General features: G+C 64.0%; 22 protein-coding genes. 10 read left to right on the top strand and 12 right to left on the bottom strand.

The genetic code is table 11. The features are described from left to right. The first annotated feature begins 50 nt into the window (after nt 1-50). Complete coding sequence (locus tag F3J19_RS11905; protein WP_167041197.1) at nt 51-995, top strand: alpha/beta hydrolase; 945 nt, start codon at nt 51-53, stop codon at nt 993-995. Nucleotides 996-1,162: 167 nt separating this feature from the next. On the opposite strand, the gene F3J19_RS11900 is transcribed toward F3J19_RS11905, so the two are convergent. Then, nucleotides 1,163-2,452 carry an MFS transporter gene (locus F3J19_RS11900; protein ID WP_167041194.1) on the bottom strand — a complete coding sequence of 430 codons (1,290 nt, stop codon included), beginning with the start codon at nt 2,450-2,452 and terminating at the stop codon, nt 1,163-1,165. A gap of 93 nt (nt 2,453-2,545) precedes the next feature. On the opposite strand from F3J19_RS11900, the gene F3J19_RS11895 reads away from it, so the two are divergent. Next, nucleotides 2,546-3,256 carry a 16S rRNA pseudouridine(516) synthase gene (locus tag F3J19_RS11895; RefSeq protein ID WP_167041191.1) on the top strand — a complete coding sequence of 237 codons (711 nt, stop codon included), beginning with the start codon at nt 2,546-2,548 and terminating at the stop codon, nt 3,254-3,256. 192 nt (nt 3,257-3,448) lie between these two features. Continuing rightward, nucleotides 3,449-3,637, top strand: a complete 189-nt coding sequence (locus tag F3J19_RS11890; protein WP_167041188.1) for a hypothetical protein — start codon at nt 3,449-3,451, stop codon at nt 3,635-3,637. Between the two features lie 111 nt (nt 3,638-3,748). Here the strand turns inward: F3J19_RS11890 and F3J19_RS11885 are convergent, their stop codons facing one another. Next, nucleotides 3,749-4,798 (bottom strand): NAD-dependent epimerase/dehydratase family protein, encoded by a 1,050-nt coding sequence (locus F3J19_RS11885; protein ID WP_167041185.1) that lies wholly within the window; start codon nt 4,796-4,798, stop codon nt 3,749-3,751. 95 nt (nt 4,799-4,893) lie between these two features. Here F3J19_RS11885 and F3J19_RS11880 point away from each other — a divergent pair, with 95 nt between their 5' ends. The 3 genes from F3J19_RS11880 to F3J19_RS11870 all read left to right on the top strand — a co-directional run bounded on the left by F3J19_RS11880 (nt 4,894) and on the right by F3J19_RS11870 (nt 8,019). Further along, nucleotides 4,894-5,925 carry a CDP-6-deoxy-delta-3,4-glucoseen reductase gene (locus tag F3J19_RS11880; RefSeq protein ID WP_167041182.1) on the top strand — a complete coding sequence of 344 codons (1,032 nt, stop codon included), beginning with the start codon at nt 4,894-4,896 and terminating at the stop codon, nt 5,923-5,925. A 420-nt stretch (nt 5,926-6,345) separates the two neighbouring features. Beyond that, complete coding sequence (locus tag F3J19_RS11875; RefSeq protein ID WP_167041179.1) at nt 6,346-7,530, top strand: acetylornithine transaminase; 1,185 nt, start codon at nt 6,346-6,348, stop codon at nt 7,528-7,530. An 18-nt stretch (nt 7,531-7,548) separates the two neighbouring features. Further along, entirely contained in the window at nt 7,549-8,019 is a 471-nt protein-coding gene (locus F3J19_RS11870; protein ID WP_167041176.1) for a GNAT family acetyltransferase, read from the top strand. A gap of 137 nt (nt 8,020-8,156) precedes the next feature. On the opposite strand, the gene F3J19_RS11865 is transcribed toward F3J19_RS11870, so the two are convergent. The 7 genes from F3J19_RS11865 to F3J19_RS11835 all read right to left on the bottom strand — a co-directional run bounded on the left by F3J19_RS11865 (nt 8,157) and on the right by F3J19_RS11835 (nt 15,255). Continuing rightward, nucleotides 8,157-8,879 (bottom strand): ABC transporter ATP-binding protein, encoded by a 723-nt coding sequence (locus tag F3J19_RS11865; RefSeq protein WP_167041173.1) that lies wholly within the window; start codon nt 8,877-8,879, stop codon nt 8,157-8,159. Continuing rightward, complete coding sequence (locus tag F3J19_RS11860; protein WP_167041170.1) at nt 8,879-9,670, bottom strand: ABC transporter ATP-binding protein; 792 nt, start codon at nt 9,668-9,670, stop codon at nt 8,879-8,881. Before F3J19_RS11860 ends, F3J19_RS11865 begins: the two co-directional genes overlap by 1 nt. A gap of 21 nt (nt 9,671-9,691) precedes the next feature. Beyond that, on the bottom strand, nt 9,692-10,861 hold the full coding sequence (locus F3J19_RS11855; RefSeq protein WP_167041167.1) for an ABC transporter ATP-binding protein: 1,170 nt from the start codon (nt 10,859-10,861) through the stop codon (nt 9,692-9,694). A gap of 26 nt (nt 10,862-10,887) precedes the next feature. Beyond that, nucleotides 10,888-11,838, bottom strand: coding sequence for a branched-chain amino acid ABC transporter permease (locus F3J19_RS11850; protein WP_167041164.1), 951 nt, complete (start codon nt 11,836-11,838; stop codon nt 10,888-10,890). Nucleotides 11,839-12,066: 228 nt separating this feature from the next. After that, nucleotides 12,067-13,269, bottom strand: coding sequence for a branched-chain amino acid ABC transporter substrate-binding protein (locus tag F3J19_RS11845; RefSeq protein ID WP_167041269.1), 1,203 nt, complete (start codon nt 13,267-13,269; stop codon nt 12,067-12,069). Nucleotides 13,270-13,837: 568 nt separating this feature from the next. Further along, on the bottom strand, nt 13,838-14,797 hold the full coding sequence (gene ispH / locus F3J19_RS11840) for a 4-hydroxy-3-methylbut-2-enyl diphosphate reductase (RefSeq protein ID WP_167041161.1): 960 nt from the start codon (nt 14,795-14,797) through the stop codon (nt 13,838-13,840). 2 nt (nt 14,798-14,799) lie between these two features. Beyond that, complete coding sequence (locus F3J19_RS11835) at nt 14,800-15,255, bottom strand: peptidylprolyl isomerase (protein ID WP_167041158.1); 456 nt, start codon at nt 15,253-15,255, stop codon at nt 14,800-14,802. 209 nt (nt 15,256-15,464) lie between these two features. Between F3J19_RS11835 and radC the strand changes: the two genes are divergently transcribed. From radC to nadB, 4 genes are all read left to right on the top strand, one after another. Further along, nucleotides 15,465-16,304 carry a DNA repair protein RadC gene (radC, locus tag F3J19_RS11830; protein ID WP_167041155.1) on the top strand — a complete coding sequence of 280 codons (840 nt, stop codon included), beginning with the start codon at nt 15,465-15,467 and terminating at the stop codon, nt 16,302-16,304. A gap of 188 nt (nt 16,305-16,492) precedes the next feature. After that, on the top strand, nt 16,493-16,726 hold the full coding sequence (gene rpmB, locus F3J19_RS11825) for a 50S ribosomal protein L28 (protein ID WP_006050117.1): 234 nt from the start codon (nt 16,493-16,495) through the stop codon (nt 16,724-16,726). A 10-nt stretch (nt 16,727-16,736) separates the two neighbouring features. After that, on the top strand, nt 16,737-16,904 hold the full coding sequence (rpmG, locus tag F3J19_RS11820) for a 50S ribosomal protein L33 (RefSeq protein ID WP_008919555.1): 168 nt from the start codon (nt 16,737-16,739) through the stop codon (nt 16,902-16,904). A gap of 288 nt (nt 16,905-17,192) precedes the next feature. After that, entirely contained in the window at nt 17,193-18,791 is a 1,599-nt protein-coding gene (gene nadB / locus F3J19_RS11815; protein WP_167041152.1) for an L-aspartate oxidase, read from the top strand. 122 nt (nt 18,792-18,913) lie between these two features. On the opposite strand, the gene nadC is transcribed toward nadB, so the two are convergent. The 3 genes from nadC to F3J19_RS11800 all read right to left on the bottom strand — a co-directional run bounded on the left by nadC (nt 18,914) and on the right by F3J19_RS11800 (nt 22,312). Further along, complete coding sequence (gene nadC, locus F3J19_RS11810; RefSeq protein WP_167041149.1) at nt 18,914-19,837, bottom strand: carboxylating nicotinate-nucleotide diphosphorylase; 924 nt, start codon at nt 19,835-19,837, stop codon at nt 18,914-18,916. Further along, the gene (gene nadA / locus F3J19_RS11805) at nt 19,837-20,976 is read right to left on the bottom strand and encodes a quinolinate synthase NadA (protein ID WP_167041146.1); all 1,140 of its coding nucleotides are present in this window, start codon (nt 20,974-20,976) and stop codon (nt 19,837-19,839) included. Before nadA ends, nadC begins: the two co-directional genes overlap by 1 nt. Nucleotides 20,977-21,115: 139 nt before the next feature. Continuing rightward, nucleotides 21,116-22,312 carry an acyl-CoA desaturase gene (locus tag F3J19_RS11800; RefSeq protein WP_167041143.1) on the bottom strand — a complete coding sequence of 399 codons (1,197 nt, stop codon included), beginning with the start codon at nt 22,310-22,312 and terminating at the stop codon, nt 21,116-21,118. Nucleotides 22,313-22,472 lie beyond the last annotated feature (160 nt).

Here is a 22,472-nt window from a genome sequence, read left to right as displayed (position 1 = left end):
GGGCTTCGGTATGTTGCCGGAGTCGAACTCTCAGCCTGCGGAGATTCAGCATGTTGCCCAAACGCCTGCTTTGCGCCGCCGTTCTGTCTCTCTGCTTCGCGAACGTAAGCGCGCTTGCGCAAACGGCGCCCGACGCCGCATCGGCCGAACAGTCACCGCCTTCGGCCGGATCGCCGTCCGGGAACGAGCCCGCGGACCAGGCCGCGCCAGCGGCTCCGGTGGCGACGGCCCCGCCGGCGCCCGCCGCCGCTCCCGCCGCCCCTGCAAAAGACCAGCCTGCCGCCGCGCCGCTCGCCGGCCCGGTGCGCAACATCGTGCTCGTGCATGGCGCGTTCGTCGACGGTTCGAGCTGGAACGGCGTCGTCGCGAAGCTGCAGCAGAAGGGCTATCACGTGACGTCGGTGCAGAACCCGCTTACCTCGCTCGCCGACGACGTCGCCGCGACCCGCCGCGTGCTCGCGCGCGAGCATGGCCCGGTGCTGCTCGTCGGGCATTCGTGGGGCGGCGTCGTCATCACCGAGGTCGCGGCGAATGCGCCGAACGTCGCGGGGCTCGTGTACGTTGCGGCGATCGCGCCGGAACTGCACGAATCGGCGATGGACGTGATGAAGCAAGGCACGCCGATGCCCGCCAGCCAGAGCATCAGCAAGGATGCGAACGGCTTCCTGTGGGTCGATCGCGCGCGCTATCGCGCCGACCTCGCCGCCGACGTGCCCGAGAACGTCACACGCGTGCTCGCGGCCGCGCAGGTGCCGATCGCCGCGCAGGCGTTCGACGAAGCGGTCGATCAGGTCGGCTGGAAAGATAAACCGTCGTGGTACGTGCTGACGACGAAGGACCGGGCGGTCTCGCCCGCGTTGCAGAAAGCGCTCGCCGAGCGCATCGGCGCGAAGGTCGTGCCGGTCGCGTCGAGCCATCTGGCGCCGGTGTCGCACGCGGGCGCGGTGGCGGAAGCGATCGATCACGCGGCGCGCGAGCTGAGCCGTCAGCAGTAGACGCTGCCGGTAACGGTCCACATCGGCGCCGCGTCGGCACGGGACCCTCCCTTGTCATGCGGAAGCCCGGCGTGACAGCACCGGCCCTCTGTGCTTGCCCGCGCCCGACGATGAGCCTCGCCGGGACAGGCAAGCGTGCTACACGCTCACGGGCTCGAACGGCAACGTCACCTTGCCATGCGCGTCGACGGTAACACAGCCGCTGGGTCCGTCTGCTCGGGAATGTCAGCAAGGCGCGCCGCGGGCGACACGACAATAATCAGCGCCTGCACGAGAAACGCGAGCGCGGCCGCGACGAGGCATGCGTCGATGCTCCAACGGGCGCTGAGCGCCGCGCCGAACAGCGCGCCCACCGGCCGCGCGCCATAGGTTGCGGTGCTGATGAGCGCCGAGACGCGGCCCATCATGCGCTCGGGCGTGATGGCCTGACGCAGTGTCGTCGAAGCGACGACCCACAGGATCGGTCCCGCGCCGAGCAGAAAGAAGCTCGCGAGCGCGAGCCAGAACGATGGCGCGACGAGCGTCGCGACCATCACGAGCGAAGCGAGCAAGCCGCACGACGGACCGATGACGAGCAGGCGACCGAACGCGAGACGCCGTGCGATCGCGGGCGCTGCAAGCGCACCGCATACCATGCCGACGCCATACGCGCCGAGCGTCACGCCGACCATCGAGGCGCCGAGCCCGAGCCGATGCACCGCATACGGCACATACACCGCTTGCAGGATAAAGAAGCCGAGGTTGAAGAACACGGCCGTCAGCAGCATCGGCAACAGCAAGGCATCGCGCAGCACGAAGCGCGTGCCGTCGCGCAGTTCCAGCATGAAGCGACGCGGCGGCACGGCGGCGCGCGGCGGTTCGCGCAGTCCCGCGAGCAATGCGACGGCCAGCGCCGACAATGCGGCCGCGCCGCCGTAGGCCCAGCCCGCGCCGATCCAGCCGACCAGCAAGCCGCCGAGCGCCGGCCCCGCCGAATACGCGACACTGCGCGCGAGTTCGAGCCGGCCGTTGGCATTCGCGTAGGCGGCGCGCGGCACGATCGACGGTACCAGCGATGGCGCCGCGACGTTGTAGGCCACGGTGCCGGTCGCGGCGACGAAGCCGAGCGCGGCCAGCAGCGGCAGGTTCAACGCATGCGTGAGAACGAGCAGCAGCACGCAGAGCATCGCGAGCACGCGCACGCTTTCGGCAAGTGTCATCAGCACGCGGCGCGAATGGCGGTCGGCCCAGACGCCGAGCGGAATCGACAGCAGCAGGAACGGCAGCGTCTGCGCGGTTTGCAACAGACCGGTATCGCGCGCGCTGGCGCCCAGCGCGAACACCGCGACGAGCGGCGCGGCGGCGAGACTGATCTGCTCGGCCGACTGCGCGCACAGATTCGACCAGGCGAGACGCTGGAATGCGGCGGGCAAGCGGCTCGCCGCGGCAAACGAAGACGATGAAGACGTGGCGGGCATCGGCCAACTCCGGAGTTCATGACGAGACGTTCATCGTCGCCGCCCGGCCGTCGCGCCGCGCTCCGCTTCTTGCGGTGTTATTCTTCGCTCGCCATGAATCTCGAAAGCATCCTCTTCACTCAAGGTTTCGGTTCGCGCCGACAATGCCGCGCCCTGATCAGCGACGCGCGCGTGAGCATCGACGGCACCGTATGCACCGATGCCGACGCCGACTTCCCCGTCGCCGACGGCACGTTGCGCTTTAACGTCGACGGTGTCGAATGGCCGTATCGCGAGCACGCGTATCTGCTGCTGAACAAGCCGGCCGGCTACGAATGCTCGCGCGATCCGCAGCATCATCCGAGCGTGTTCAGCCTGCTGCCGCCGCCATTCGCCGAGCGCGGCGTGCAGTGCGTGGGCCGCCTCGATCAGGACACCACGGGCCTGCTGCTGCTCTCCGACGACGGCAAGTTCGTGCATCAGTTCACGTCGCCGAAACGCAAGGTGCCGAAGCTCTATGTCGCGACCACGCGCCATCCGCTCGACGACGCGCAACTGGGCGCGTTGCGCGACGGCGTGCTGCTGCACGGCGAAACGAAACCGAGCGCCGCGCTCGACGCGCAAGCACGCGATCCGCACACGCTCGCACTCACGGTGCTCGAAGGCAAGTACCACCAGGTCAAGCGGATGATCGCGGCATCGGGCAACCGCTGCGAAGCGCTGCATCGCGAGCGGATCGGCGGACTCGTGCTGCCCGCGACGCTCGCGCCCGGCGCGTGGCAATGGCTCGACGAAGCCGACCTCGGTTCTTTACGGAGCGGGTAAACCACGGCTGCGCCACGATCGCGCCGACACTGTCCCCATAAGCCTTTGATGCGCCGGGAAAAAAGCCCGCGCACATCGTGGTACATCGTGGTGCACCGCACAGACGGCGCTGCGCCGCAGCATGCCGTTCCTTTCATGCCGCCCTATACTCGTTTAAACAAACGACTACAAAGATTTTCAAGGAGGGGCGCCATGCATATCGACAGCACGAACGCGATCTCGCAGGCGATGATTGCCTTTATCTGCTTTGCGCTGCTGCTGATCGGCGGCTTGATGGTCATCATGCGACGGCGGCATACGTATCATCCGGGCCTGATCGGCGCCCTGATCGGCGGAATGCTGTGCTTCCTGCTGCTGGAAGTACTGCCGACGCTGACCTGAAGCGAGCGGACCGCGCGGGTGACGCGGAGGGTCGTTGCACGCGGGCAAGCGCCCGATGCAACGCGACGGGTCAGTGTTTTCGCGAGGGCAGCGATATCTCGCACCCTGCCCCTACGCGCCCTTCGCCGCGTCCCGCAAAAAATCCTCGACGCTCGGATAACGCAAGCGCACGCGCAGCTCGTCCTTGAGACGCCGGTTCACGAGCCGCCTCGATTCGCGCATGAAGGACAGCAGGCTCGGATCGATCTGCCGCTCGGCCTGCGCGCGCGTGATGCGCGGCGCGCGTGCGAGCCCGAACGTGTCGGCGACGAGATCGAAGTACTCGCCCATCTTCAGCGAAGAATCGTCGGACGCGTGGATCACGCGCGCGGGTTTGCCGTGCGTCGCGAGGCGCACGAGGATCGCGGCGAGATCGTCGGCGTGAATGTGATTCGTGTAGACGTCGTCGGCCGCGTTGAGCGCCGGCGTGCCCTTCTTGAGCCGCGCGAGCGGCAGCCGGTTGCGCGCATAGATGCCGGGAATCCGCGCAATGCTTGCCGTCACGGCGCCGCGCGCGGTCGCGCGCCGCAACTGCCGCTCGGCCGACACGCGACGTTTCGCGCGCGCATTGGCCGGCCTGACGGCACGCGTTTCGTCGATCCACGCGCCGCCGCAGTCGCCGTAGACGCCCGTCGTGCTCGCGTAGACGATGCGCGACGCGCCGCGCGAAGCGGCAGCCCGGCGCACCCTGTCGGGTACAATACCGGCTGCTTCAGCGTCCAGAAATGAAGCGCGCGCGCGGCGCATGCGCGCGATCGGCGCGACGGCGGGAATCCACGTACAAGCGCGCATGCCAGCGCCCATGCGGCGCACCTGACCCGCGCTGCCGAGCGTCGCCAGCAGTGCGCGAGTGCGGCGGTCGTCGTCACCTGACTTCTGTGGCGGCGCGAGATGCAGCACGGTCGGCGCGAGACCCGCGAGCCGTTTGAGGCTGCGGCGCTCGTCGAGATCGCCGACGAGCGGCGTCGCGCCCGCGGCGCGCAGTTCGGCGCAACGCGCGGCATGGCTCGTCAAGGCGAAGACCCGCGCGCGCGGTTGCAGCAAGGGCACGCAGCGCAGGCCGACGTCGCCGCATCCTACGATCAGCACGCGCGGGCGGCGGAAATTTCGTGTCGCTTTCATGGTGGACGCATTGTAGCCGTCACACACAACAGGTACCGCGCGGTCAATGCGCGCGGGTCCGCTAACGATTCCGATTTTTCGATTCGAACAACTCTATGGCATTTAACGTCACGCTCCGGCAAAGCGGCCGGCAGTTTCAGGTAGAACAGGACGAGCCGGTGCTCTCCGCCGCCCTGCGTCAAGGTATCGGCCTGCCGTACGGCTGCAAGAACGGCGCGTGCGGTTCGTGCAAGGGCACCGTGGTGAGCGGCGAGGTCGAGCAGCGCGCGCATTCGTCGTCGGCGTTGTCGAACGACGAAAAGACGCGCGGCATGGCACTGCTGTGCTGCGCGACCGCGTGCTCCGATCTCGAAGTCGACATCCGCGAAGTCGCCGGCGTCGGCGACGTGCAGGTCAAGAAGCTGCCGTGCCGCGTGAACGCGATCGAGCGCCGCGCCGACGACGTGGTCGTCGTGAAGCTGCAACTGCCCGCCAACGAACGTCTGCAATATCTGGCCGGCCAGTACCTCGAATTCATCCTGAAGGACGGCAAGCGCCGCAGCTATTCGATGGCGAATGCGCCGCACGCCGAAGGCCCGATCGAACTGCACATCCGCCACATGCCGGGCGGTGCGTTCACCGATCACGTGTTCGGCACGATGAAGGAGCGCGACATCCTGCGCTTCGAAGCGCCGCTCGGCACGTTCTTCCTGCGCGAGGATTCGGACAAGCCGATCGTGCTGCTCGCGTCGGGCACCGGCTTTGCGCCGCTGAAGGCGATCGTCGAACACGCGGTGTTCAAGAACATCGCGCGCCCGATGACGCTCTACTGGGGCGCGCGCCGCAAGAAAGACCTGTATCTGCTCGAACTTGCCGAGCAATGGGCGCGCGAAATTCCGAACTTCAGGTTCGTGCCGGTGCTCTCCGAACCCGATGCGAGCGATGCGTGGACGGGCCGTACCGGCTTCGTGCATCGCGCGGTCATTGAAGACCTGCCCGATCTGTCGGCCTACCAGGTGTATGCGTGCGGCGCGCCGGTGATGGTCGAATCGGCGCAGCGCGATTTCACGCAGCATCACCAGTTGTCGGAAGACGAGTTCTACGCAGACTCGTTCACGAGCGCGGCCGATCTCGCAAACGCGGTCTGATCCGGCGCACGGCGTGTTCATGGCGCGTTGAGTCCGCGCGGCGCAGCGCGGGTTCAACGCGGGTCCAGCGTGAACCCAGCGCGCGGAACATGTCAGCATCAAGGCAGAGACTCAAAAATCCGCCTCGTTGCGATGTCATGCAAATTCATGGTTTACACCGGCGCTTTTCTTATCGTATTCTTTCGCGCATGAACCGCATCCAGTCCGAACTCCGACGTCGCCGCTCGCCGCTTCCTTAGGGACGCCGCTGGCTTCGTCACGGATTCGCGCCGCACACGACACTGGGCGCAAGCAGTTCGAATCATGAAAGCCACGGCATGCCGTGGCTTTTCTGTTTTTCCAGCCGCGCTTTTTTTGCACCGGCCGACCCGTCATATCGATTCACCGTGCTTTTTTACCCTTTGCCTGGAGCCTGCCGTTATGAATTTCAATGAGTACCCGATCGATTCGCTGATGTACATCACGAACCGGCCCGACGTCGTGTTCACGCACGGCAAGGGCTCGTGGATTTACGACAACAACGGCAAGCGCTATCTGGATTTCATTCAGGGCTGGGCGGTCAACTGTCTCGGCCACTGCAACGACGGCATGATCGAAGCGCTGAACCACCAGGCCAAACTGCTGATCAACCCGTCGCCGGCGTTCTACAACGAGCCGATGGCGAAGCTCGCGGCTCTGCTCACGCAACACAGCTGCTTCGACAAGGTGTTCTTCGCGAACAGCGGCGCCGAGGCGAACGAAGGCGCGATCAAGCTCGCGCGCAAGTGGGGCAAGAAGCACAAGGACGGCGCGTTCGAGATCATCACGTTCGATCACGGCTTCCACGGCCGCACCATCGCGACGATGTCGGCAAGCGGCAAGCCGGGCTGGGACACGATCTACGCCCCGCAGGTGCCGGGCTTCCCGAAGGCGGACCTCAACGACATCGCCTCGGTGGAAAAGCTCATCAACGCGAAGACCGTCGCCGTGATGCTCGAACCGATTCAAGGCGAAGGCGGCGTGATTCCGGCCACGCGCGAATTCATGCAGCAACTGCGCGAGCTGACGAAAAAGCACAACCTGCTGCTGATCGTCGATGAAGTGCAAAGCGGCTGCGGCCGCGCGGGCACGCTGTTCGCGCATCAACTGTCGGGCGTCGAGCCGGACATCATGACGCTCGGCAAGGGCATCGGCGGCGGCGTGCCGCTCGCGGCGCTGCTCTCGAAGGCGGACGTCGCCGTGTTCGAAGCAGGCGACCAGGGCGGCACCTACAACGGCAATCCGCTGATGACCGCGGTCGGCTACTCGGTGATCTCGCAACTGACGGCGCCGGGCTTCCTCGAAGGCGTGCGCGCGCGCGGCGAATATCTGCGCACGAAGCTGCTCGAACTGTCCGAGGAGCGCGGCTTCCTCGGCGAGCGCGGCGAGGGTCTGCTGCGCGCGCTGCTGCTCGGCAAGGACATCGGCAACCAGATCGTCGAGAAGGCGCGCGAGATGCAGCCCGACGGCGTGCTGCTCAACGCGGCGCGCCCGAACCTGCTGCGCTTCATGCCGGCACTGAACGTGACGGCCGAGGAGATCGACCAGATGCTGGCGATGCTGCGCTCGGTTCTCGACTCGCTGTAATCCACGCGAACCGCACCGATGACGACGCACACGACGCTATCGATCCGCTGCTTCGACACGAGCGATACCGAGGCGGTCGTCGCGCTGTGGCAGGAAGCGTTTCCCGAGTACCGGGACGTGACGAGGCCGCAGCGCAATCCGTATCTGTCGATCGAGAACAAGCTCGCGACGCAGCCGGAACTGTTCTTCGTCGCGGTGCTCGATGCGCGCATCGTCGGCACCGTGATGGGCGGTTATGACGGACACCGCGGCTGGCTGTATTCGCTCGCGGTCGACGCATCGCTGCGACGTCACGGCATCGGCACGCGGCTCGTCGCGCACGTCGAAAGCGCGTTGACGAAGCTTGGCTGTCCGAAGCTGAATCTACAGGTGCTGTCCGCGAAAGCCGACGTGCGCGCCTTTTACGACGCGCTCGGTTATCGCGCCGATGCGGTAATCAGCCTGGGCAAGCGGCTCGGCAAATTCGCGGACGCGGCGCCGGCCGGTTGAACGTGTCGCGCCGGGCGCGGCGTCCTCTTCGCGCCTGAACGAAAAAGGCCGCATGCGATCGACAACGCATGCGGCCTTTTCTTTATCGCCGTAATCGGCGACGCCGCCGGGTTGTGGAACCCGGCGTCTTTACCCGCTTATTCGCCGAGGTAAGCCGCGCGAACCTTCGGATCGTCGAGCATCTGCTTCGCGTCGCCCGACATCGTGACCAGCCCCGAGTCCATCACATAGCCGCGATTCGCGGCCTGCAACGCGAGACGCGCGTTCTGTTCGACCAGCAGCACGGTCATGCCTTCGGCCGAAATCGAGCGCACCACTTCGAAGATCTTCTCGACCATGATCGGCGACAGTCCCATCGACGGTTCGTCGAGCAGCAACAGCTTCGGCCGCGAGATGATCGCGCGCGCCATCGCCAGCATCTGCTGCTCGCCGCCCGACAGCGTGCCCGCGTATTGCGAGGCGCGCTCCTTCAGACGCGGAAAGAAGCCGAACATGCGCTCGACGTCGGACTTGATGCCGTCGGCGTCGTTGCGCAGGTAAGCGCCCATCTGCATGTTCTCGACGATCGACATGCGCGCGAAGATGCCGCGCCCTTCCGGCACCATCGCGAGGCCGCGCTTGAGCAGTTCGTGCGCGGGCAGGCCCTTGATCGACTGGCCCATGTACTCGATGTCGCCGGCCGCGTACGCCTTCAGACCCGTGATTGCCTTCATCGTCGTGGTCTTGCCCGCGCCGTTCGCACCGATCAGCGTGACGAGTTCGCCCTGCCCGACTTCGAGGTCGATGCCCTTGACCGCCTGGATGCCGCCGTAGTTGACCTGCAGGCCCTTGATTTTCAACATTGCTTGCGTCGTGGACATCAGTGGACTCCCGCACCCAGATAAGCTTCGATCACCTTCGCATCCTTCTGCACGTCCTGCGGCAGACCTTGTGCGATTACCTTGCCGTAGTCGAGCACGGTCATCTGGTTGCACAGACCCATCACGAGCTTCACGTCGTGCTCGATCAGCAGGATCGTCCGGCCGTCCGCGCGAATCTTGTCGAGCAGCTTCGTGAGTTCGACCTTTTCGGTCGCGTTCATGCCGGCCGCCGGTTCGTCGAGCGCGAGCAGCTTCGGATCGGTCGCCAGCGCGCGCGCGATTTCGAGGCGGCGCTGGTGGCCGTACGACAGATTGCGCGAGGTGTAGTCCGCGTACTGCGCAATGCCGACATAGTCGAGCAGTTCGATCGCGCGCTCCTTGATCTCGCGCTCTTCCTTGCGCTCGCCCGGCGTCTGGAACACTGCGCCGAGCAGGCCGTGTTTGGTGCGCACATGACGGCCGACCATCACGTTCTCGAGCGCGGTCATGCCGCCGAACAGACGGATGTTCTGGAACGTGCGCGCGATGCCCGCCTTCGCGACCTGATAGACCGCGGTCGGCGTGTACGCTTCGCCGTCGAGCTTGAACTCGCCCGAATCCGGCGTGTAGAGGCCCGTGATCACGTTGAAGAAAGTCGTCTTGCCGGCGCCGTTCGGGCCGATCAGCCCGTAGATCTCGCCCGCGCGAATCTGCAGGCCGACCTCGGAAAGCGCCTGCAGGCCGCCGAAGCGCTTGTTGACGCCCTTCACCGACAGACGGATCGGCGCGTTGTTGCTTACGTTATCGCTCATGTCTTTTTCTCCACCGCGGCCTTATACGCGCACCGGCTTCTTGCCGTTGCGCTTCGCCAGCTTCGCAATCCTGTCTTCGTGTTTCGGCGCGGGCCACAGGCCTTCCGAGCGATACAGCATGATGACGACCATCGCGAGACCGTACAGCAACTGACGGATCACTTCGGTATCGACGATTTCATGGCCGAAGATCATGTTCTGCAGCGGGCCCATCGTCGAGCGCAGGAACTCGGGGAACACCGCGAGCAGCACCGCGCCGAGAATCACGCCGGGAATATGGCCCATGCCGCCGAGCACCACGCAGGCGAGCACCACGACCGATTCCCAGAACGTGAACGATTCCGGCGACACGAAGCCCTGGAACGCACCGAACATCGCGCCCGACAGGCCGCCGAACGATGCGCCCATCGCGAACGCGAGCAGCTTCACGTTGCGGGTGTTGATGCCCATTGCCTTGGCGGCGATTTCGTCTTCGCGGATCGCGGCCCATGCACGGCCGATACGCGAATGCTGCAAACGCGTACAGACCCAGATCACGAACAGCGCGCACAGCACGAACAGGTAGTAGTACAGATACACGGACGGGAACTGCACGCCGAACAGCGAATGCGACTGCGAGAGACTGAAGCCGCCGACCTGCACCGGATCGATACCGGTGATCCCCTTCGGGCCGTTGGTGATGTTCACCGGACGGTCGAGGTTGTTCATGAAGATCCGCACGATCTCCCCGAAGCCGAGGGTCACGATCGCGAGGTAGTCGCCACGCAGACGCAGCGTCGGTGCGCCGAGCAGAATCCCGAACACGGCAGCGAGCGCCATCGCGATCGGCACGATGATCCAGATCGGCATGTGAATGCCGTTCGGCGCCAGATGTGCGATCCAGTCGAATTGCGTGGAGAGGTGCGGCGAGCTCAGCAGCGCGGCCGTGTAGGCGCCGATCGCGTAGAACGCGATGTAGCCGAGGTCCAGCAGGCCGGCGAAGCCGACCACCACGTTGAGGCCGAGCGCGAGCATCACGTACAGCATCGCGAAGTCGAGCACGCGGACCCAGTAGTTGCCGCCCGCCGCGCCGATAATCATCGGTGCCGCGATCACGAGGATGGCCGTAACGACGCCGATCGCCAGCGTCTTCGTCAGGTTCTTTTCGGGGATCAGCGTCGTCGACGGCTCGATCGGTTGAATTGAGGTCATGTTCGTTTACTCCTTATGGCCCGGGATCAGGCGCGATCCGCAACGCGTTCGCCGAGCAGGCCCGACGGACGGAACACCAGCACGACGATCAGCACGATGAACGCGAACACGTCCTGGTAGTTGCTGCCGAACACGCCGCCCGTGAGATTGCCGATATAGCCGGCGCCCAGTTGCTCGATCAGACCGAGCAGCACGCCGCCGACCATCGCGCCGCCGAGATTGCCGATCCCGCCGAGCACCGCCGCGGTAAAGGCCTTCAGGCCGGGGATGAAGCCCATGTAGAAGTGTGCATTGCCGTATTCGGACGCGATCATCACGCCGGCGAGAGCCGCCAACGCCGAGCCGATCATGAAGGTGGCCGAAATCACGAAGTTCGGGTTCACGCCCATCAGGCTCGCGACGCCCGGGTTCTCGGCGATCGCGCGCATCGCGCGGCCGAGCTTGGTCTTGTGCACGAGCAGCAGCAGGCCGCCCATCACGAGGAACGCCACCACGATGATGACGATTTCGGTCATCGAGATCACGGCGCCGGGCGTCGTGTCGGTGGCCTTGATCACGTTGATCGGATCGGTGGGCAGCAGCTGCGGGAACGGCAGCGGGTTGCGCGACCAGATCATCATCGCGAGCGTCTGCAGGAGGATCGACACGCCGATCGCGGTGATCAGCGGCGCGAGACGCGGCGCGCGCCGCAACGGCCGGTAGGCCACGCGCTCGATCGTGTAGCCGACCACGGCGCAGACCGCCGCCGCGATGATCAACGCGATGATGAGCGTCGGCACGTTGCCGAGGCCGGGGAAGTGGTTCTGCAGCACGCCTATGGCGGAGAGCGCGACCATCGCGCCTACCATCAACACGTCGCCGTGAGCGAAGTTGATGATGCCCAGAATGCCGTAAACCATCGTATAGCCCAGTGCGATGATGGCGTAGACACTGCCAAGCACCAGTCCATTGAGGATCTGCTGGATGAAGATATCCATTTAATGCTCCTTAGCCCGTGCGGCTGGATTCGCGTTTTTCATCTGCCGGTGGGCGATGATGCGTCACGGAATCTCAACCGCACTGCGGGTACTGATATAAAAGACCGGTAAGGGTTATCCGCTGCCGGTTTGCCGTGCGGCCGGGATGCGGTCGCGGGCTCGCCTTGGGCGGATGCAAAAACGGCACCGTTGGATGGGTTCGGTGCCGTCAGGCCATACTTCCCGTCATCACATCTTGACGACGTCGAGAACCGCTTTCTTGCCGTCCTTGAAGTCGTAAAGCGTAATGGCGCCTTCTTTCAAATCACCCTTGTCGTCGAACGCGATGTGGCCGATTACCCCGTTGTAATCGGTCGAAGGCATCGCGGCCAGCACCTTGGGCGCCTCGATCGAATTAGCGCGCTTCATTGCATCGACGATCACGTACACAGCGTCATACGTGAACGGCGCGTAAATCTGCACCGGTGTGTGGAAGCGCTCCTCGTACTTCTTTTCGAAGTCCGCTCCCTTGTCCATCTTCGAAAGCGCGAGTCCCGCCTCCGAGCAGACCAGGTTTTGCACGGCGGTTCCCGCCAGCTCACCTACCTTGTCGGTACACACACCGTCGCCGCCAAGGATTTTTGCCCTGATACCGAGCGCGGCCGCCTGCTTCACAAACGGCCCGCCCGTCGCGTCCATGCCGCCGAACATGATGGCGTCCGGCCGAACACTCTTGATCTTCGTGAGGATGGCCCGGAAATCCGTGGCCTTGTCGTTCGTCGCCTCCCGCGCGACGATCTTCGCTCCGGCCGCTTCGGCCGCCTTCGCGAATTCGTCCGCGAGACCCTTGCCGTAGGCGGTCGCATCGTCCACTACCGCGATGCGTCTGGCGCCCAGCGCCTTCGTGGCGTAATTGGCGAGCGCCGGCCCCTGCTGCGCGTCGGTGGCGACCACGCGATAGGTGGTCTTGAACCCCTGTTGCGTGTACGCCGGATTGGTCGACGACGGCGAGATCTGCACGATGCTCGCGTCGCTATAGATCTTCGACGCTGGAATCGATACCCCCGAGTTCAGATGCCCGACCACCGCGACCACGTGATCGTCCACCAGCTTCTGCGCGACGGCGGTGCCCGTTTTCGGGTCCGCCGCGTCGTCCTGCGCGTCGAGTTGCAGCTGGATCTTCTGACCGTCGATCGTCAGACCCTGCGCATTGATTTCCTCGACCGCGAGGCGCGCCCCATTTTCATTGTCCTTGCCCAGATGCGCGATGCCGCCCGTCAAGGGCGCGGCATGACCGATCTTCACGATAGTCGCTTCGCTCGCGGCAGCCACCGCCGCAGCCGAAGCCGCCGATGCGCCCGCCCCCGCTTCGCCATCCTGTTTCTTGCCGCACGCGGTCAGCATCGCAACCGCGGCCGCGATAGACACGGCGTAAGCAAATTTGACTCGCATCAAGTAGGTCTCCTGCGCCTTGCAAAATCCACTGTTCAGGACCTCAAGGCCTTGAGAACGCGCGCATTGTAACTCCAATTTTATGGCTGGCAATATTGTTGAACCGGTGGGGTTTTCCTGCATTGCAACCGTATTTTGAGAACAAAATGCACTTAAGGGAGCAACCTGGTTGCGATCTTTTTTCATGCATCAGTTGCACCGCCGTCGAGCCCTTTGGCATCAAGTGTTGTAGCCGGTTCGGCCTGAATGCCAGATGCGGCGGGATTCGCGGCACGGATAAGCTTTTGGCGCTCATTAGGTAGAACGCACTAATCGGGTGCGCGGTGAAACGGGGGGCATGATTTGCGCCAGTCTAAACGGGGGCGCATGCTCCGGAAATCAATAAAACACCGGATCACGAATCAAAATAATTTGTGCGCAAACCCACGGAAATGGACCCATTCTTCCGATTTGGCACCTTTTCTGAAAGACTCGCCGGCGATGCGGCCATAAAAAAAGCGCACCCTTGGGTGCGCTTTTTTTCGACGCGGATAACCAACCGGTGTCGAGCCGGGTATCGAGCCGGCTGTCAGGTCGGCAGACCGAGCCCGCGCGGCAGCGGGAACGCGATGTTCTCTTCGATGCCCTCGAGCGCGCGCACGTTGCGCACGCCCAGTTCGCGCAAGCGCGCAATGACGGCTTGCGCCAGCACCTCGGGGGCCGATGCGCCGGCCGTCACGCCGATGCGGCGCTTGCCCTCGACCCAGACCGGATCGATCTGATCGGGCGAATCGACCATATAAGCCGGCACGCCAAGCTTTTCGGCCAGCTCGCGCAGGCGGTTCGAGTTCGAACTGTTCGGGCTGCCGACCACGATCACGACGTCGCACTGCGGCGCCATGAACTTCACGGCGTCCTGGCGATTCTGCGTGGCGTAGCAGATGTCCTGCTTCTTCGGCTCACGGATGGACGGATACTTGGCCTTCAGCGCACCGATGATCTCCGCCGCGTCGTCGACCGACAGCGTGGTTTGCGTGACGAACGCGATCCGCTCGGGATCGGCGAGCTGCAACGCCTGCACGTCTTCGATATCTTCGACGAGATGCATGCCCTCGGCCGCCTGGCCCATCGTGCCCTCGACTTCCGGGTGGCCCTTGTGGCCGATCATCACGATGTCGAAGCCGTCCTGGCGCATCTTCGCGACTTCGATATGCACCTTGGTCACGAGCGGACAGGTGGCGTCGTACACCCGCAGTCCGCGCGACTCCGCCTCCGAGCGCACGGCCTTCGACACGCCGTGCGCGCTGAAGATCACCGTGTTGCCGGCCGGCACTTCGTCCAGGCTCTCGATGAAGATCGCTCCCTTCTTGCGCAGATCTTCGACCACATAGGCGTTATGGACGATTTCGTGACGCACGTAGATCGGCGAGCCATACAGCTTGATGGCCCGCTCGACGATCTCGATCGCCCGGTCGACGCCGGCACAGAATCCGCGTGGCTGGGCCAGCAGGATCTCGGCTTCGGCAAGAGTCGTATCCGTGATGCTCATGTTTACAGAATCCCGATGATTTTCACTTCGAACGCCAGCGCCTGGCCGGCAAGCGGGTGATTGAAATCGAACAGGGCCGACGTCTCGCCGACTTCCTTGAGCACGCCAGCATAGCGCCCGCCGCCCGGCGCATTGAATTCGATCAGATCACCCGGCGAAAAATCCTCGCCGATCATGCTGTTCTCCCGCAGTGTAGCGAGAGACACGCGCTGGATCAGTTCCGGATTGCGCGGACCGAACGCCTGGCCCGGCGTTAGCTGAAAGGTCGAATGGTGGCCCACCTTCAAACCTAGCAAAATATCTTCCAGCGGCGGCGCCAGTTGACCGGCGCCGAGCAGCAGCGTGGCCGGCTTGTCGTTAAACGTGTTGATGACTTCGGCGCCATCGGCAAGGGAAAGCCGGTAATGCAGCGTGACGTGTGAACCGGGTTTCACTTCGGAAATGTCGATGATGCTCATGCAATGCTCGCTCAGTCGAAGCGCGCTGCACGCGTGCGCCGCGGGCGCAGTCGACGCGTGTGGCAAACCGTCGGGTGCCGTGCGCAAAGCGCCTATTGTAAGCCACCTAGCGAGCGCCGGCTTGAGTCCGTCGCGCGCGAAGCGGCTCGGCCCCAGCGGCGCCGTCGCACCGTGGGCGCCGTCAATCCGAAGCGGAGGACACTGTATATATGACCGATTTCGCGAGCACAATCGACGAAACACCTGAGGCAACGGCCCTGCCCGCGCCGCGAACCCGAGCAGCCGCGGCCCCCGGGGGCGCAACGCCGCGCAAGCGCGCCCGGTCGCGGCTTTTGCGCGGCAAATGGCATAAGCACGACATGCCGCGCGAGCGGCTCATCAAGCAGGGCGCCACCGTACTGTCCGATACCGAGATGATCGCGCTCGTGCTCGGCTCGGGACTGCCCGGCCACGACGTGTTCAGCGTCGCGAGCCAGCTGCTCGGGCGCTTCGGCTCGCTGCGCGCGATGCTCGACGCGACCTACACGGATTTCGACGGCATCCGCGGCATCGGACCGGCAAAAAAGGCGCAATTGCTCGCGATCATGGAAATGGCGCGCCGCTCGCTGGTCGACAAGATGCGCAAGCGCGAGCTGATGAATTCGCCCGAAACGGTCGAGAACTACCTGCGCCTGCTGATCGGCGGGAGGCCGCAGGAAGTATTCGTGTCGCTTTTTCTCGACGCCCGGCATCGGCTGATCGACTGCGAGGAAAGCGCGCACGGTTCGCTCACGCGCATGGCCGTGTATCCGCGCGAGATCGTGCGGCGGGCGCTGAACGCCAATGCGGCGAGCCTCATCGTCGCGCATAATCACCCGTCCGGCGCCGTGCAGCCGAGTGCGAGCGACTGCCGCCTGACGCACACGCTGCGCGATGCGCTCGCGCTGATCGACGTGCAACTGGTCGATCATCTGGTCATCGGCGCGGACAGCGTCTACTCGTTCGCCCGCGCCGGCTGGCCCGGTGCGCCGACGCATGGCGTCGTGTCGAGCATCGCAAATAAGGTTTGATTTTGCGGCTTTTTTTCTGCTAGAATTCCGGTTTGCCTATTTCCAACCCCCTGTTCCGAAGCCATCAAGGCGTTCCGCAAAGGTCAGGCGGCTGCAGTAGCGAGTCCTTCGGCTCAACTTCAGCGCGGCTCTTTTCGGGAAACTTTCACGGCGTTCGAACTCAGAATTAGCGTATTAGGAGTGCTCTCATGGCACGCGTATGCCAAGTAACTGGGAAAGCGCCGATGAGCGGCAACAACGTTTCCCACGCGAACAACAAGACCAAGCGCCGGTTCCTGCCGAACCTGCAAAGCCGCCGTATCTGGGTGGAAAGCGAAAACCGTTGGGTGCGTCTGCGCATTTCGAATGCCGGCCTGCGCCTGATCGACAAGAACGGTATCGACGCTGTGCTCGCAGACCTGCGCGCACGCGGTGAAGCCTAAGGAGTAAATCATGGCAAAGGGCGCACGCGACAAGATCAAGCTGGAATCGACCGCAGGCACGGGTCACTTCTACACGACCACGAAGAACAAACGCAACATGCCGGAAAAGATGCTGATCAAGAAATTTGATCCGGTCATCCGCAAGCATGTTGACTACAAGGAAACCAAGATCAAATAAGATCGAGGCTCCTCTGCCTGACGAAGGCAAATGTGCAAGAAAGCCCCGCATTCGTGCGGGGCTTTTGCTTTTGTGCGAGCAAAATCCGCATTGACCGCGTAACGCTCCCCGTCCGTAGCTGAGGCAGCATCGCTCGCCACGGCCAGCCGCTTTCACTGCGTCCTCGCAAACCGTCCTATCCCGTTCGGCCGACTTTCGTTCGGTCGTTACGACGCGTATCCTTTGTCGTTTCCGCGGCGCACGATTTATGCGCCATCATCGCAAAACGAAAGAGGGAGATGGTCGGTAATGGAATTCGATGTGGCGATTGTCGGTAGTGGTCTGGCGGGCTTGAGCGTCGCGCTCAATCTCGCGCAAACGCGGCGGGTCGCGGTGATCGCCAAGCGATCGCTGACCGAAGGTGCGAGCGACTGGGCACAAGGCGGCATTGCCGCGGTACTCGATTCCGCGGACAGCATCGACAATCACGTGCGCGACACGCTGGTCGCCGGCGGCGGCCTGTGCGACGAAGCCGCTACGCGCTTCATCGTCGAACATGGGCGCACCGCGATCGAATGGCTGATCGAACAGGGCGTGCCGTTCACGAAAGACGACGACGCCGAACTCGGTTTTCACCTGACGCGCGAAGGCGGCCACAGCCATCGCCGAATCATTCATGCAGCGGATGCGACCGGCCACGCGGTAGTCGCCACGCTCAGCGAACAGGTGCGCCGCCACCCAAACATCACGCTGTTCGAAGATCACCACGCGATCGACCTGATCACCTCGGATCGCCTCGGCCTGCCCGGCCGCCGTTGCCACGGCCTCTACGCGCTCGACCAGCAAAGCGGCCGCACCGTGACGATCGAGGCGCCGCATACAGTGCTCGCCACCGGCGGCGCCGGCAAGGTCTACCTGTACACGACGAACCCCGACACCGCGACCGGCGACGGCATCGCAATGGCATGGCGAGCCGGCTGCCGCGTGTCGAATATGGAATTCATCCAGTTTCACCCGACCTGTCTGTTCCACCCGTACGCGAAGTCGTTTCTGATTTCCGAAGCGGTGCGCGGCGAAGGCGGCATCCTGAAGCTGCCCGACGGCACGCGCTTCATGCCGAATCACGACGAGCGCGCGGAACTGGCGCCGCGCGATATCGTCGCACGTGCAATCGACTTCGAGATCAAGAAGCGCGGCATCGATTGCGTGTACCTCGACATCAGCCATCAACCGCCCGAGTTCCTGCACGAGCACTTCCCGACCATCCTCGCCCGCTGCCTCGAATTCGGCATCGACATCACCAAAGAGCCGATTCCCGTCGTGCCGGCCGCGCACTACACGTGCGGCGGCGTCGTCACCGACCTTGCCGGGCGCACAGATCTCGCGGGCCTTTACGCGGTCGGCGAGACGTCCTGCACCGGCTTGCACGGCGCGAATCGGCTCGCCAGCAACTCGCTGCTCGAATGCCTCGTGATCGGCCGCTCGGCCGCGCAGGCGATCGAAGCGGAAGGCTTCGGCGCCACCGTCCATGCGCCGCTGCCGGCGTGGGACGAAAGCCGCGTCTCCGATCCCGATGAAGAAGTCGTGGTCGCGCACAACTGGGACGAACTGCGCCGGCTGATGTGGAATTACGTCGGCATCGTGCGCACCGACAAGCGGCTCGAGCGCGCCAGGCACCGGCTTACGCTGCTGCGCGACGAGATCCACGAGTACTACGCGAATTTCAAGGTGAGCCGCGATCTGCTGGAACTGCGCAATCTGGTCGACGTCGCGTCGCTGATCGTCGAAGGCGCGCGCTTGCGGCGCGAAAGCCGCGGGCTGCATTTCAGCCGCGACTGGCCGACTACGCTGCCGAAGGCATTGCCGACGGTGTTGTCGCCGGAGTATGCGCGCAAGCGCGACGCGTGAGAAACGGCGGCAAAAGCCGGCACTGAAACGAACGCGGCAAACCAACAAGGCCATGCCCGGAGACTCCCGGCCATGGCCTTGTTCAGCGAGCGCTCACACGTCGACGCGTCGGAGTGTCGGCGTCAGACGATCCGCATCGAGTAATCCGTTGCGCGCACGTCCTTGGTCAGCGAACCAATCGAAACACGATCGACCCCCGTCTCCGCGATCGTACTCACAGTGTCGAAGTTCACACCACCGGATACCTCGAGCACCGCCCGCCCCGCCGTGATACGCACCGCGTCGCGCATCATGTCGAACGAGAAGTTGTCGAGCAGAATCGACTGCGCACCGTGCGCGAGCCCGGTTTCCAGTTGCTCGATCGTTTCGACTTCGATCTGGATCGGCACGCCCGCATTCAAGGCAAGCGCCGCGTCCATCGCCGCGCCCACGCCGCCTGCTGCGGCAATGTGGTTCTCCTTGATCAGAATGCCGTCGTACAACGCGAGCCGCTGATTCGCGCCGCCGCCCACCCGCACCGCGTACTTCTGCGCGAGCCGCAAGCCCGGCAGCGTCTTGCGCGTGTCGAGGACGCGCGTATGCGTATGAGCAATCGCGTCGACATAGCGGCGCGTCGCGCTCGCCACGCCCGACAGCAGTTGCAGAAAGTTCATCGCGTTGCGCTCGGCGGTCAGCAGCGCGCGTACCGGCCCGCGCAGTTCGCAGACGGGAGTGTTCGCGCTCATGCGCTCGCCCTCGCGGTAACGCCATTGAACCTCGATGCGCGGATCGACCGACCGCATCACGGCGTTGAACCACAGCACACCGCACAGCACCGCATCCTCGCGCACGACGATGCGCGCGTTGCGAATCTCGTCCGCCGGCACGAGTCGGCCGGTCTGGTCGCCGGCTCCGACGTCTTCGGCGAGCGCATCGGCAATGTTGCGCGCGAGCGCCGCATCGAACGCGGCGCCATATTGCGCGTGAATTTCCGCGAAGAGCGGCGACACCGCCTCGAACCGCTCGCCCCCGACGGCCTGCCCGGGCGCCTTCTCAAGTACCGCCATTACGCTGCCCCCACATTCGAATACAGTTGCGCGTCGCGCGCGAGATCGCCGCTCGCCTGCACGCGCTTCTTGTGACGCGCCGCGAAGTCCAGCATGCGGTCGATCGGCAGACGCGCCCGTTCGCCGATCGCGCGCTCGACGAAAATCTCGTTATGGCCGCGTTCGAGCACATCGGCCAGATTCGCGAGGCCGTTCATCGCCATCCACGGACAATGCGCGCAGCTCTTGCAGGTCGCGCTGTTGCCGGCCGTGGGCGCGGCAATCAGCGTCTTGCCGGGCGCGGCGAGCTGCATCTTGTGAAGAATGCCGAGATCGGTCGCGACGATGAAATGCGTCGCATCGAGCTTCTGCGCGGCGTCGATCAACTGGGTCGTCGAGCCGACCACGTCCGCCTGCGCGACCACGTTGGGCGGCGACTCCGGATGCACGAGCACCTTTGCTAGCGGATACTCGGCGCGCAGCAGATCGAGTTCGATGCCCTTGAATTCGTCGTGCACGAGGCACGAGCCCTGCCACATCAGCATGTCCGCGCCGGTCTTGCCCTGGATGTAGCTGCCGAGATGGCGGTCCGGCGCCCAGATGATCTTCTCGCCGCGCGCATGCAGATCGGCGACGATCTCGAGCCCGATCGACGACGTCACCATCCAGTCCGCTCGCGCCTTCACTGCCGCGCTCGTGTTCGCGTACACGACTACCGTGCGGTCCGGATGCGCATCGCAGAACGCCGAGAATTCGTCGACCGGACAGCCGAGATCGAGCGAACAGGTCGCATCCAGATCCGGCATCAGAATGCGCTTGTCGGGGCTGAGGATTTTCGCGGTCTCGCCCATGAAGCGCACCCCCGCCACCACGAGCGTTTGCGCGTCGTGATCGCGCCCGAAGCGGGCCATTTCCAGCGAGTCGGCCACGATGCCGCCGGTTTCGTCGGCGAGCTCCTGCAATTCCGCGTCGACATAATAGTGCGCGACGAGTACGGCTTTCTCGCGCTCGAGTAATGCACGAATCCGTGCCTTCAGTGCCGCCTTTTCTGCCGCCGACGGCATCTCGGGCACCTTCGCCCATGCCTGACCGATCCCGCAAGTCGTGCCTTGCGCCTGCGGCCGGTCATATTCGACGGTCCTGATCGCCTGCTGCTCCATGATCTCCTCTGTCCTCGCCGCGCCGCCGCTTGCCCATCGAGTCACTACAGTCGCGACGGCTTTCCACGACGCCAAAAAGAAAAACCCCGCCAACGCGGGGTTTTGTGACGTTCTGAAATTTTAATGGATTTTTTCGCGCTCAAGCATAGCGACGCAGTCGCGTCGCGAAATCGTGCAGCGCCTTGATGCCGCTCTGCTCGGCGCGATGGCACCAGTCCTGCAATTGCGCGAGCAGTTGTTCGCGCGATGCGTTGGAGCGTTCCCACATCGACGCGAGTTCGTTGCGCATATCGATGTAGGTCTTGAGCTTCTGGCTGTTGGCGAAGATTTGCGGCAGCTGGCGCTTCTGCGGCTCGTTCAGCCCAGCCTCTTCCTTGTGGAACCAGCTACGCGCACCGCGCATCAACTGATACTTCTCGCGCGAGCCGACATCCTTCAGATGCGCAAGCTCCTGGCGGTACGCGCGCTTGAGCGCCTTGCCGTAGCGCGCCATCACTTCGTAGCGGTTCGCGAGCACGGCCTGCAGCGTGTCCTGGTCGAGCACGAGCTTGCCGGTGGTCAGACGCGGCGTGGGCGCGACCTTCTTCACCTTGGCAAGACGGAACGCCGACATGATGCGGATGTACATCCAGCCGATGTCGAACTCGTACCATTTGTTCGACAGCTTGGCCGACGTCGCATACGTATGATGATTGTTGTGCAGCTCTTCGCCGCCGATGATGATGCCCCACGGGAAGATGTTGGTGCTCGCATCCGACGAATTGAAGTTGCGATAGCCCCAGAAGTGCGCGAGGCCGTTGACCACGCCGGCAGCCCAGAACGGAATCCAGATCATCTGCACGGCCCAGATCGTCAGGCCGACGACGCCGAACAGCGCGACGTTGATCACCATCATCAGGCTCACGCCGAGAATCGGGTACTTCGTGTAGACGTTGCGCTCCATCCAGTCGCTCGGCGTGCCGTGGCTGAACTTGCGCATCGTTTCTTCGTTTTTCGCTTCGGTGCGATACAGCTCGGCGCCTTCGAGCAGCACCTTCCAGATACCGCGCGTTTGCGGGCTGTGCGGATCTTCCTCGGTCTCGCACTTCGCGTGGTGTTTGCGGTGAATCGCGGCCCACTGGCCGGTCAGCATGCCGGTGGTCATCCACAGCCAGAAGCGGAAAAAATGACTCGCGATGGGATGCAGCTCCAACGCGCGATGCGCCTGGCAGCGATGCAGATAGACGGTCACGCCGATAATCGTGATGTGCGTCACGATGAGCGTGTACACGACGAGTTGCCACCACGAGAAATGCAACAGGCCGTGAGCAAGAAAATCGAGCAAAGAATTCAACAAGGTAAGTTACCTGCAGAACGAGAGATACGGAGCACACGCATTGCGTGTGTCAAGAAAGTGAAAGCATACAGCGGGATAGCACGATATTCTACTTGAAGCATCCCAAGTGTTTGTAACAAATAGGGATTTTTTGTGTGATATCAATATCATAACGGCCGCT

The sequence above is a fragment of the Burkholderia sp. Ax-1724 genome, assembly GCF_011752995.1.
GTDB lineage: Bacteria > Pseudomonadota > Gammaproteobacteria > Burkholderiales > Burkholderiaceae > Paraburkholderia.
The sequence above is the reverse complement of the archived record's forward strand: the minus strand, read 5'-3'. Positions and strand labels throughout refer to the sequence as shown.